The organism is Rhodococcus sp. 06-156-4 (genome assembly GCF_002259345.1).
GTDB classification, from domain to species: domain Bacteria; phylum Actinomycetota; class Actinomycetes; order Mycobacteriales; family Mycobacteriaceae; genus Rhodococcoides; species Rhodococcoides fascians_E.
Map to the genome: position 1 here is coordinate 16,919 of NZ_NPGB01000012.1, position 11,906 is coordinate 28,824.

The 11,906-nt window shown below is 67.8% G+C and carries 8 protein-coding genes; 3 read left to right on the plus strand and 5 right to left on the minus strand.

The window, feature by feature from the left end; all coding sequences use genetic code 11:
* Window positions 1-147: 147 nt before the first annotated feature.
* A complete protein-coding gene (locus tag CH290_RS07055) occupies window positions 148-1,359 on the plus strand; it encodes a glycosyltransferase family 4 protein (RefSeq protein ID WP_033188873.1) in 1,212 nt (403 codons plus the stop codon).
* Here the strand turns inward: CH290_RS07055 and CH290_RS07060 are convergent.
* Window positions 1,297-2,994 carry an MmpA family trehalose lipid delivery protein gene (locus CH290_RS07060; RefSeq protein ID WP_230620928.1) on the minus strand — a complete coding sequence of 566 codons (1,698 nt, stop codon included), beginning with the start codon at window positions 2,992-2,994 and terminating at the stop codon, window positions 1,297-1,299. The two genes, CH290_RS07055 and CH290_RS07060, sit on opposite strands and share 63 nt — an antisense overlap.
* Window positions 2,995-3,019: 25 nt before the next feature.
* Here CH290_RS07060 and CH290_RS07065 point away from each other — a divergent pair, with 25 nt between their 5' ends.
* Window positions 3,020-4,222 carry a lipopolysaccharide biosynthesis protein gene (locus CH290_RS07065; RefSeq protein WP_249305835.1) on the plus strand — a complete coding sequence of 401 codons (1,203 nt, stop codon included), beginning with the start codon at window positions 3,020-3,022 and terminating at the stop codon, window positions 4,220-4,222.
* Between the two features lie 138 nt (window positions 4,223-4,360).
* Here the strand turns inward: CH290_RS07065 and pgfA are convergent, their stop codons facing one another.
* Window positions 4,361-5,488, minus strand: coding sequence for a cell envelope lipid trafficking protein PgfA (gene pgfA / locus CH290_RS07070; RefSeq protein ID WP_019665566.1), 1,128 nt, complete (start codon window positions 5,486-5,488; stop codon window positions 4,361-4,363).
* Window positions 5,489-5,697: 209 nt separating this feature from the next.
* Between pgfA and CH290_RS07075 the strand changes: the two genes are divergently transcribed.
* A complete protein-coding gene (locus tag CH290_RS07075) occupies window positions 5,698-6,816 on the plus strand; it encodes an acyltransferase family protein (RefSeq protein WP_033188876.1) in 1,119 nt (372 codons plus the stop codon).
* 12 nt (window positions 6,817-6,828) lie between these two features.
* Here the strand turns inward: CH290_RS07075 and CH290_RS07080 are convergent, their stop codons facing one another.
* The 3 genes from CH290_RS07080 to CH290_RS07090 form a co-directional block, all read right to left on the minus strand.
* On the minus strand, window positions 6,829-11,127 hold the full coding sequence (locus CH290_RS07080) for an alpha-(1->3)-arabinofuranosyltransferase (protein WP_033188877.1): 4,299 nt from the start codon (window positions 11,125-11,127) through the stop codon (window positions 6,829-6,831).
* Window positions 11,108-11,278: a DUF2613 domain-containing protein gene (locus CH290_RS07085; RefSeq protein WP_019665569.1), complete on the minus strand. Its 171-nt coding sequence runs from the start codon at window positions 11,276-11,278 to the stop codon at window positions 11,108-11,110. The genes CH290_RS07080 and CH290_RS07085 overlap by 20 nt, the downstream gene beginning before the upstream one ends.
* 84 nt (window positions 11,279-11,362) lie before the next feature.
* Entirely contained in the window at window positions 11,363-11,830 is a 468-nt protein-coding gene (locus CH290_RS07090; RefSeq protein ID WP_019665570.1) for a universal stress protein, read from the minus strand.
* Between the last annotated feature and the right edge of the window lie 76 nt (window positions 11,831-11,906).

The window sequence follows — 11,906 nt, forward strand, 5'->3', positions numbered from 1 at the left end:
CGAGCGACCGCTGGGCCACACGAACGGCTAGGGTGTCCAGAAGTTTCAGCTGTCCAGAAGTTCAGCTGTCCGGAAGAGTCAGCTGTCCGGAAGAGTCAGCTGTCCGGAAGTTTCGGTGATGGTGTCGGCCGCGAAGGGGGTACGGGCGTGCGCGAGGTGCTGCTGCTCTGCTGGCGCGACACCGGGCACCCCCAGGGCGGCGGCAGCGAGCGGTATCTCGAGCAGGTCGGGGCCGGGCTGGCTGCCCAGGGAGTGAAGGTGACGCTGCGGACGGCGTCGTATCCGGGCGCGCCCGCCGAGGAGATCGTCGACGGAATCCGCATCAGTCGCGCCGGTGGACGGTTGAGTGTGTATCCGCGGGCACTCGCGTCGATCGTCGCGGGGCGCCTCGGGTTCGGTTCGCTTCGCGGAATAGCTCCCGACGCCGTCGTCGACACCCAGAACGGCATTCCCTTCTTCTCCCGGATCGTGTCCGGAGCACCGGTGACGTTGCTGGTGCACCACTGTCACCGTGAGCAGTGGCCCGTCGCCGGACCCCTCATGGCCAAGCTCGGATGGTGGCTCGAAAGCACGGTCTCTCCGCGGATTCACCGTCGTAACCAGTACCTGACGGTGTCCTTGCCGTCGGCCGACGAGCTGGTTGCCCTCGGTGTCGATCGCGAGCGAGTTGCCGTCGTGCGCAACGGCGCGGACGAGATTCCCGCAGGAACGCCGGTGGACACCAGAACTCCGTACCCGTCGCTGTCGGTGCTGTCGCGGCTCGTTCCGCACAAGCAGATCGAGGACGCACTGGCTGCGGTGGCCGCTCTGAGGTTCCGAGTCCCCGGACTGCACTTGGACATCATCGGAGGCGGTTGGTGGGAGGAGAACCTGCGTGAGCGGGTCGAGCAACTCGGCATCGCGAGCGCGGTGACGTTCCACGGCCACGTCGACGAGGTTCGCAAACACCAACTCCTCGGACAGTCGTGGGTGCACGTCATGCCGTCGAGGAAGGAAGGCTGGGGTCTCGCAGTGGTCGAGGCGGCCCAGCACGCAGTGCCGACCGTCGGATACCGCAGCTCCAAGGGCCTCACCGACTCCATCATCGACGGTGTCACCGGTGTGCTGGTCGGCTCGGACGGCGCCGATCGTGATGTCACCGCGCTGACGGACGCTCTCGCCGAGCTACTGCTCGACGACGACATGCGTGCCGATCTGGGTGAGAAGGCCAGGGTCCGCGCGCTCGAATTCTCGTGGAGGCAGACCGCTCGCGGTGTGCAGAGCGTTCTCGCGGCCTCGATGCGCGGCTCGAACGTGTCAGGTCTCGTGTCCGCCGGCCTTCCGGGTGCGGACCGCCCAGCCGAAGCCGCCCACCAGTAGCACCAGCCACACGAGGTGCGCGGCGACGACCGCCCGGTCGTCCGTCGGTTCGATGCGGATCTCGCCCGGCACCCGGTACAGCGCGAGCTCGTCGTCCTCGTACTCCACCGTCAGCTGCCGCAGCGCCGCGGCCGAGTTGCCCAGCTGCCCGGGCGTCGTCCGTTCGACGAGCACCCACCCGACTCCGAGCCCGGCCACGTCCTCGGGAGTACCGCCGTCCAGAAGAACCTGTTCGACGGCCTCCGCCCTGCTGCCTTCTCCGCGGACCGACCCGCCTGCGACGAGGAGCTCCCCGGTCTGCAGTACGTCCAGCGGCAGCATGCGAGGCGCAGGGTCGAGAACAGCGGCGTCCCCGCTGTACGGGAACCGGCGGAACATACCTGCGGGCAGCACGGCGACGTCTCCGTCCTCCCCGGCCAACTCGTCGGCGACCACCGACCACGACGCCGGATATTCGACGGGTTTCACCTGGCCTCCGACTCCCCAGGCGAGGTCCGGCAACGCGATCACCACGGCCAACGCCGCTGCGACTCCGGGAAGCCAGCGGTTCCCGAGTTTCGCGGCAGCCCACGTGACACCTGCCGCCGCGGCGAGAACGTAGAAGGGCACGGCGAGCGCAACCCACTTCTGGGCGTCGCGCAGCAGACCGGCGCCGGGCACCTCGGCGGCAGCCCATTCGCCGACGCGAATCCCTGGAGCCGTCGCGGCGAGGGCAGGCCCAGCGATCGCGAGGACGGCCGCCACGGCCAGAGCGGTCACGACGGGGTTGCGTCGGCGTCGCCACAGGGGTCCGATGCCGAGCGCGACGATCGCGAGCAGCAAGGCGGTGCCCAGGACCGCGAACGCCGATGTTCGCGTGACGGGAACGGCATCGGCGTTCCAGATGCCGCCGAGTCCCGCGAGGGAACCGACCGTCCCGAGTCCGGGCTCGGCGCGGGCTGCGAACGCGGCGACGCCGGCGGGGTCGGTACCGGTGGCCCCCGAGCCCGACACCGCCGTCGCGACGAGCCAGGGCGCCGACGCCAGCAAGGTCAATCCCGCTGTGAGCGGAAATGTTTGCCTGGACGCGCATAACCACGCACATGACGCGGCGAGCAGCGCACCCGTCGGCGTCAGGCCCGCGACGGCCAGACAGACCGCGAGCCACCCCCACCGGCCCGTCCGCCTGAGATCGAGCGCAGCGACGACCGTCCACGGTAACGCCGCGTACCCGATAAGAAGACTCCAATGCCCCTGCAGCAGACGCTCGGCGACGTAGGGATTCCAGATCGCGACCGTCGACGCCACCAGCAGTGCAGGCAGCGGTGCCGACGGCAGCACGGTCCGCGACATCTGCGCGGCACCCCAGCCGGCGAGCCACAGCGCGAGCAGCAGAGCAGCTTTCACGACGAGTCCGCCGTCGACCACCGTGGACAGGGCGGCCACCACCGCGTCCTGCGGGACCGCCCGGGCGGCGGCGTCGCCGACCCCGAGAGCCGAGTCGGTGAAGTAGGACCTGGGTGTACTGACGGCGTCGCGCAGAAGTAGATAGCCGTTGCCGAACAGTGGGCCGAGCACCACGGACGCGAGGGCGACGCTGTAGAGCGGAGGCGCCCACCGGGACCGGCCCGCAGCCCACCGACCACCCGACGCCATGTCCGGCACCCTATACCGTGGGCGCATGCCGACTCGCCCTGTCTCCGCCTCCGGGTCCGCAGGCAGAGCGATGGTCGCCGGAATGACGATGGTGACCATCGGATCGATGACGGCCAACATCGCCTCGTATCTCCTGCATCTTCCGGCGAGCCGCCTGCTGGGTGTGGCGAAGTACGGCGAGTTCGCGAGTCTGCTCGCCGCTCAGTTGGTGCTCGCAGTTCCGGCGCTCGCGTTGCAGTCGGTCGTGGCCAGGGAAGTGGTGCGCGGACGAAGCACCGGCAAGCTCCGAAGCCTCGGATACCGCTGCGCCGGCGTCGTCGCCGTTCTGTCGGTGCTGGCGGCACCGATAGTGGCGGTGGCGATGGACACGAGTGTTCTGGCGACGACGTCGGCGCTGGTCGTCGCCCCACTACTCGTGCTGCTCGCGACCGAACAAGGGCTACTGCAGGGCACCGCGCGGTTCGGCCGATTGAGCATCGTGCTGGCATCCGCGGGCTTCGGCAAGGTCGTTCCCGCGGTCGTCGCGCTGTTCCTCGGCGCGGGTCCCGGCACAGTGCTCGCAGTAAGTGCCGCCGGCACAGGACTGGTCGCCCTCGGCGCACGGCTGGCCAACCGAGAGCCACCCGGGCCCGATGGTCCGCACACCGGTGACGTGCGCATCGGCGTCGCCACCGTGCTGCGGGCGTCGCAGGTTCAATTGGTGCTGATTCTGCTGTCGTCGGTGGATCTGCTCCTCGCGCGCGCACTGCTGACCGAAGCCGACGCAGGCATCTACGCCCTCGGCGCCGTCGCCACGAAGGCAGCGTTCTGGCTGCCGCAGGCAGTGGGGGTAGTGCTGTATCCGCGTATGGCCAACCCTGCGCACTCGGCGTCGGCGCTGCGATCGGCACTGTCCGTCGTCGCCGGAATCGGTGCGGTTCTGATCCTCGGGGCGGCCGTCGCCGCGGGGCTGATCCCGCTGATCGTGGGCGAGGACTACGCAGCCGTGCAGGGATACCTGTGGATCTTCGCGTTGCAGGGCGCCTGTCTCGCGGTGCTCCAGAGCGCGTTGCTGTGGGCTATTGCAGGGGAACGCACGACGCTTGCGATCCTGGCGTGGCTCGGGCTGGCCGCCGAAGTCGCCCTGTTGACGCTGTGCGCGTCCACGGTGCTGCAGTTCGTCGTGGTCGCGGTGTCCGTGGCCGCGACAACTGCACTCGCGGTGTGCGTGGCCGCCCTGCGTTCCTGAGTGCACTCGAATCCGCCTCGGACGGCACATCCGGCCCTGCCGCATCGGTCTGTGTGCAACTGGGACCGGCCACCCTCGGCCTGAGAACGACCAACGGCGCGACCCGAATGGGCCGCGCCGTTGTTGTTCGTGAAGGTGCTACTCCTTGGAGAGGTTGGTCCTCGGAATGACCTCGGTCTGATCGGTCGTCCAGTCGCGGTTCTGCGGAGCTGCCGGTGCTGCACCGCCGCCTCCGCCCTGCTGCGGGCCGCCGGTACGCACGGGACGACGCGGGCCGTTGCCGCCGCGGAGTCCGAGCACGATACCTGCGATCAACGCGATGACGCCGAGGATTCCGGCGATGATCGGCACGGTACGTCCGAACGTCGACAGTTGGTCCTGGCCGTCCTTGGCGCGCTGGATCTGGTATTCGACGGTGTTCTCGTCGAACTTGATCGGCGCATTGAGCACGTCTACCTCGGGCTGGCCCGCAGTCCGCGAGTAGTACTGGTGGATCTGCTCTTCACCGTCGACGATGACACCGGTCTTGGGCTCCACCCACACCGTCCGTGTGTTCTCGTACCAGCGGGTCATGGTGACGGGAGCTTCGCCGCCCTCGACGCCCCACGTGTCGGCGGGGAGGGTGACCTTGTTGGTCGGGAGGTTGACGACGCCGGACAGATCTACGGGGCCGACGGTCTGCTCGTACTTGTAGACGGGCGTGCCGTTGATCTCGGTCTCTTCGACGAAGTCGATGTCCTGCGACGCGCGGGCGTTGATGTCGAAGAACGGGTACGCCTTCTGCTCCGCGTTGAACGGGAACTTGTACTGCAGGCCGGTGTGCGGAACTTCCTCGGCCGGCTTGTCGCCCTGGACCTGGATGGTGCCGACGGGGTTCTCGACGGGCTCGGACGACACACGATCGAGCGTCACACGGTCGACGCTGGCGGTGAGCAGCCCGGTGTCGCCCTGCTTGTCGGTGCGGCGCAGCGTCTGCCCGGCCTGCACGGTGATGTCGTCGGCGTTCGACGGCTCCTCGGTGGTGACGAAGCGCTGCGACACGAGGTTCACGTTCTCGTCCACCTGAGCGCGGCCCGCGGCCAGCGATGCAGCGTTGAGAACGCTTCCGGTGCCGGTCGATACCGTCGTGACCTCGAGATCCAGCGGTGTCTTCTCCAGGCGGGGCACGGTGTACGTCGGGATCAGAATCGCTGCTACCAGCAGGAATGCGCCCAATCCGACGAGTACGAGGGCAAGAATCCGGCTCGGCCCTGAGCGCTCCGCCATGTGAGAATCTCCTTAGTCTTATTTCCTTGGCGCGCCGCTGCTTCCACCCCCGACAGGTCAGGGTAGGAAACGCCCGTTCCTGGAGTGTCCGATTGGTATCGCCACGTCGCTGGTGACAGTAACAGTCATCACGTCGTACGGTCGCGGGCACGCCCGACGACCGTGGACTTTCACAAGCGGACGACGCGGGGTGCTTGACTGGTCGCGTCATGACTACGTCCACCGAATCGCTGCCGAAATCCGTCGCACCGCTGCGCGGATTCATCCCGTCGCTCGAGGGAATGCGCGCGTTCGCGTCGATCGGCATCATCGTCACCCACGTGGCCTTTCAGACAGGCGCCGCGAATTCTCCCGTCATGGGCCGAATCTGGGGCAGGTTCGACCTGGCTGTCGCGCTGTTCTTCGCGTTGTCCGGGTTTCTGCTGTGGCGTCCGCACGCGGCGCAGGCGCGCGGGTTGGGTCGTGCTCAGCCGATCGGCCGCTATCTGTGGTCGCGCGCCGTGCGCATCCTTCCGGCGTACTGGGTCGTGGTGACGCTGGTTCTGCTGTTCCTGCCCAACACGGGAAGCAGCTGGCGGGTGTGGGCCGCCAACCTGTCCTTGACGCAGGTGTTCGTGCCTCTGACTCTCACCGAGGGCATGACTCAGATGTGGTCTCTGTCGGTCGAGGTCGCCTTCTATCTGGTCTTGCCGTTCCTCGGCCTGGCGTTGGCTGCCCTACGAGGCGATCGAGCACGGTTCCGCATTCCCGTCGTCGCAGCTGTGGCCGCGATCAGTCTGTGCTGGGCGTTCGTACCAGTGTCCACACCCGAAGCGATTCACCACGACAACTGGTTGCCTGGATACTTCCCGTGGTTCGCGGCCGGAATGCTCCTGGCCGAGTACACGACCCGCCCCCCGACGTGGTTGCACCGTCTGGCGAGCCACCGAGTACTGATGGCCGCGATCGCACTGGTGGCGTTCGGCCTGTCGGCGACTCCGCTCGCCGGGCCGGAAGGGCTGGTGCGTCCCGAGCCGTGGCAGTTCGAGGTCAAGATCGTGCTCGGTGCAGTCCTCGCGTTCGCGTTGTTGGCGCCTCTCGTCCTGGCCGACGGACCCCGACGCATCCTCGAGCACCCGGTCACCCTTGCTCTGGGCCGCTGGTCCTACGGCATCTTCATCTGGCATCTGGTGATCCTGGCGATGGTCTTCCCCGTGTTCGGGATCATCCCCTTCAGCGGACACTTCCTGCTGGTTCTGGTCGTGACCGTCGCATTGTCGATTCCCGTCGCCGCCGCGAGCTACGCGCTGATCGAAGAACCGATGCGGGTGTGGCTTCGCCGCCGGTGACGTGACCGCCGGTTATCGGCGAGCCCGCAGAGCACTCACTGCCACGGCGACGAGTGCCACCAACGCGGCAAGCTGGATCAGCGACGAGTGGCCGATGTAGCCGTCGGGAGATCGCCACGGACCCTTCGACAGCAACGCCGTCGCGAGCAGCGTTCCGACCCCGGCGACCCACACCGCCGCCCTGGCTTCCGCCGATCGACCGAAGCGTCGGCCCACGGCCACTGCCACGGCCGCGACTGCGGCGACGACGGCAACTCCGGCCGGCCCGGAGATCACGGCGACGGCCGCGGTCAGTCCGAACCACCCGAGCACCGCGCTGAGCCAGGGCCGTGGTGCCGGGTCCTGGGTTACGCGACTTCGACGAAGAGCGAAGAACGCCAACGGGATCAGCAGGAACAATCCGCCGAAGATTCCGAGTCGGTACCACTTGTCCGACGGGAACGCGAGCGTCACCGTTCCCGACGTCCCGGCCGGCACGATCCAGCCTTGCTGCCAGCCGTTGACGGTGACAGCCTGCAGTTCTGGGGCGGGAGTGGAGCCTGCGGATGCTGCGGTTGCGTGCCAGCCGGTGTTGCTGCTTTCCGGTACCACGAGCAGTTGATCGACGTTCGATTCGCGAATGGTCACTTCTCGGTGGTCGGCGTCCCACGCCGTCGTCTCCGCGGTTCGGGGAGACGAGCTGGTTGCGCTGACGGCGGGGACGGGCATCGTGCGGAGTCGCACTCCGTCGACGACGAAGGCTGCACCTGGGTCGACGACGACGTCCTGTCTGCCTTCCGGCAGGGGTATCGGATTGAGCGTCTCGTTCGGAACGGGGAAGGGACCCTCGCAGATGGTCGCCTGCAGTGGTTCGCCCGACAGGAATTGCCGCGCCGTCGCCGTCACCGACGCCCGGATGGTCTGGCCCGCAATGGACATGATCGGCCCGACGTCGCAGGCGACGGTGATCGTGCGGTCATCGGCTGCGTCGGGAGCGGCGCTGATGTCGCGGCCCCCCGACAGCACGGCGACGTCGGCGAGACCGGGCGGTTGCGGGAGGACGAAGCCGAGGGAGTTCTTGTCCAGCCGATCGTCCCAGTCGACGATGGAGAGCACGATCCGATCCGTCACCTGTGGCGCGAGATCGATGGTCGTCGGCCCGTCGGGATCCACCTCGCGAACCTGCGGTCCGCCACCGAGATTCACGGCGACGGTCGTCGGATGAGCGGGCAGGTCGCCGAGGCTCGGGGTCACGGTGAGGCCGTCCACCAGCGTCGGCGCGGGCAGGTCGATCGTCAGTGTCGGCTGCGTTCCGGCTCGCTGCTCGATGCTCTTCTCGGGCGCGGTCCAGGATGTTCGGTCGTCGCCGTCGGTGGCCGCGAAGGCGGATCCTTGGAGGTCGCCGACGTCGGATGCGCCCGTTGCCACGGGTCGTCCCGGTTGTGCCAGCAGCGCTTCCAGCTCGGGGCTCTGTCGGGTGCGCAGGGTCAGTTCCGGCAGCACTGCGGTTCCGGTCGGCACCGACAGGGTGCGCGAGAACCTGCCGAGCTCCTCGGGTGCCGCGGACAGTCCACTGCTGCATCGGATTCGGTCCTCGGTGTCCAGGCAGGCCGGTCGTCCGGGGAACTCCTGGCCGAGGTTCCACGACGTGACGTCCGCTCCGGGCGTGACGCCCGGCAGCACCGCACGGTGCACGATCGACACGGGCTGCGGGTTGTCGCGGTCCGAGTAGTCCTCCACCGACAGTTCGCTGATTCCGAATTGACTTCCCCGAGTGCCGTCCACGGTCGATTTCGCCGTGATGCGCACCCACGGTGTCGATCCGCCGGGGAGCGAGACGGTCATGGGCTCACCCGCAGTGTCGACCCGCGCCGCGGTACTGCCACCCGGAGTGGTGATCTCGAGCCACTTCACCGGGTCACCGATGGTCCCCGGGCTGGTACGCAGATGCAGGAGCCCGCCGGAGATCGGCTCGTCGAAGTCGAGTTGAAGCCACTGTCCCACAGCGCTTTCGATGCCGTTGCTGACCCAGCTCGTCGCAAGATCGCCGTCGACGACCGCCGCGACCCCGCTTCCCGGTTTGGTGCCACCGATCTGAGTGGAATCCGATGCGGAACTCGAGGCGGTGATGCTCGCGCCCTCCCATTCGCCGTCGACGGTGTCCGCGCCCACGACGGGATAGTCCGCGACTTCGTTCAACGAGCGACGAGGATCGTCGGCGGTTCTCAGCGCCGAATTGTGGTTGTCGACCTGCCCGAAATCCGTCTCCCTGTTCATCGGAGTATCGGTGACAGTGACCGAATCGACGTCCAGGCCCGCGGTGGTGGCGTCGGACGCGAGGATGACGGGGCCTGCGGGCACCGGGTCGGGGACACCGGATCGCCGCTGTTCGTTCAGTCGCTGAACGGATTCCGGGCCACCTTGAACGAACGGGACACGGTTCAGATCGACGGTGTAGGGCCCCGAAACTTCAGGCTCCTTCGAGCTTGGCTCCTGCAGCTTCACCGAATAGATCTCGACAGCCGGATACGGCGGCCGCATGTCACCGTCGACCGTGATGCCGTCGACTGTTCCCGGTGCGATGTCCTCGCCGAACTCCGCGACTTTCTCGAGGCCGGGGGAGCCGTCGAGTGCGGCGTGGACCTGGACGGGGCGTGCGGAACGCGACGTCTCGGGATCGAGATCGTTGCGGACGACCACGTAGTGAATGCCCTGCCCGACGAGGGTGTCGGCCAAGCCGACCGAGGATCGGCCGTCGGCGATCAGTCGTTGGACGGAGTCGAGGGCCCGGATCGCACCGGGCGGGGTCAGTGGTACCGAGTCGCGGACGGCCCACGGCGTCGTCGCGAGGGCTTGGAGTGGTTCGTCGCGAGTCAGTCCCCACGTCTGAATCGCGAAGGGCGCGCCGGGAACAACGAGCGCGCGCTCGGCATCGGAGCCGTCGGGTGAGTTGCCCGACGCGTGAGCGGTGAGCCAGTCCGCGGCGTCGTGCCAGTACTGCGGGATGGACTGGTATGCCCCTCGGGGTGCGAGTTTGCCGGTCCACGCGAGGGAGGTGGAGAACGTCAGCGCGACGAGCACGAGCCCGGCGACGGCGACCATCTTGTCCTTCTCCGGGTGTGCGATGGCTGCTCGCCAGGTGCGCGTCGGTGCGGCACCGGGAAGCGGGACTCGGGCGAGAAGGTGAGCGAGTCCGAGTACCAAGGGGATTCGGACGAGCGGCTCGAGTTTGTGGACGTTGCGGAGCGGCGCGCCGCCCGAATCGAGGAACACGCGAACGGTGTCGGCGATCGGCGAGCCGAGTCCGCCGACGTATCCGGCTGTGAGACCGAGGATTCCGACGAACAGCATGACGGTCAGGCGGCCACGGGCGGGCATCGATCGCATCGCGAGACCGACGACACCGGCTGCGGCGACGACTCCCGTCGCGACGACGGCGGCCGGCTGCGTGACCAGCACTGCTCCGGCGACGCGCTCGGGCGAGACGAACGGTGTCCAGCTGCTCGTCCCGCGGAGGATCTCGATCAACGAGGCCCACTGGGTCGTCGTCCCCGAGGATTCGATGTAGTCCAGGAACGGTGGGCTGACCGCGCCGAGCAGAAGAAGCGGAACGATCCACCACAGGGTCGCGAGGGCCAGGAAGCCGGCCCACCACGCACCGAAGACGATCCACAGTCGGTTGGGTCTGTGGCAGAGAATCCAGACGACGCCGACGAGGCACGCGGCTGCCGTCGCGACAGCGTTGACGGCGCCCATCAACGCCACGGCCACCGCCGATTGCGCGGCGAGAGTGCGGGTGGAGGTGCTGCTGCGGAACGCCCGGACGATGGGAATCAGTACCCAGGGCGCCAGCATCATCGGCATGGATTCCGACGAGATCGATGCGAGCGTCGTGATGACTCGGGGAGACAGCGCGAACGCGACGGCGGCGATGATCCGCGAGCTGCGGCTGCCGATTCCCAGAGCTTCGGCGAGGCGAACGATGCCCCAGAACCCGGCTGTCAGCAGTAGCGCCCACCAGATGCGCTGTGTGATCCACGGGGGAATCGACGCGATGTCGCCGAGCGCGAAGAACGCGCCGTGCGGAAAGAAGTAGCCGTACGCCTGGTTCTGCACCTGGCCGAGGGGAGCTTGCGACGTCCACTGATGGGAGGCGCGCGCGAGGAAGCCGAGGGGATTCTGCGTCAGGTCGTACTTGGTGTCGGCAACGGTGTAGCCGGGAACCTGCAGGAAAGCGAGGAGAAACGCCAGAGTGGAGACGCCGAGCAACCACCTACGACCGAGTGGTTCGGAAGAGATCGAAGCAGGTGCGTCAGCGGCTGCCGTACTCAACCTGGTTCAGCAGGGACGAATCAGCGTTGCCGGAGCGATCGATCTCGGGACGCGTGTTGTCGGCCGCCGCAGCAGTGACTCCGAATACCACCCCGGCACCGAGCACAGCGCCGACTACCGCAGCAACAACTCCCGGGACAGCGAACTTCATCTCGGTTCTCCACTTTCGTCGACTGGCACGCGTGCGCGGCTCACGCTATCACCCGCAGGCCCGGTAGCCGGAGCGCACGCGCGGCTACTTTCCAGGCGGCACGATCAGAACAGGCCGGTGACTGTGGCGAAGCACATGGTCCGCGACCGAGCTCTGGAGAAGTGAACGCAACCCCGTCGTGCCGCGAGTGCCGGTGACGATGATGTCCACGTCGAGATCGTCGGCCTTCTCCACGATGGCACTCCAGATGGCCGTCGTGCACTCCGCGCAGTGGCCCTCGACCTGAAGGCCGGCCTGCTGGGCGAGGCGAACGCCCTCGTCGTTGGTCACCTTCGCGTCGGTGAGCGCCACATCCTCGGCCTCGTCGTCGGGAACCCATTCGGGCTGCATGACGCCGGACAGCCCGGACATCCGTGCTGCCTGGCGCACCATCGGCTCCCACGCGGTGACGACGATCGCGCGTGTCGTCGTCAGGAATCGGCCGGCGTACTCGATGGCGCGTTTGGCGTTGTCGGAGCCGTCGTAGGCAATGAGAATCAGGTCTGCGGACATCTCGTAGTCCCTCCTCGTGTCGCTTTTGTCCTTAGGTTACTGCGCGCGTACAGCGGTGTGGGACCACTCCGCTACG

Bases quoted from the DNA above. Each gene is read 5' to 3' on its own strand.
- CH290_RS07065 (WP_249305835.1), top strand. From the start codon at position 3,020: ATGCCGACTCGCCCTGTCTCCGCCTCCGGGTCCGCAGGCAGAGCGATG.
- CH290_RS07090 (WP_019665570.1), bottom strand. From the start codon at position 11,830: ATGTCCGCAGACCTGATTCTCATTGCCTACGACGGCTCCGACAACGCC.
- CH290_RS07060 (WP_230620928.1), bottom strand. From the start codon at position 2,994: ATGGCGTCGGGTGGTCGGTGGGCTGCGGGCCGGTCCCGGTGGGCGCCT.
- CH290_RS07075 (WP_033188876.1), top strand. From the start codon at position 5,698: ATGACTACGTCCACCGAATCGCTGCCGAAATCCGTCGCACCGCTGCGC.
- pgfA (WP_019665566.1), bottom strand. From the start codon at position 5,488: ATGGCGGAGCGCTCAGGGCCGAGCCGGATTCTTGCCCTCGTACTCGTC.
- CH290_RS07085 (WP_019665569.1), bottom strand. From the start codon at position 11,278: ATGAAGTTCGCTGTCCCGGGAGTTGTTGCTGCGGTAGTCGGCGCTGTG.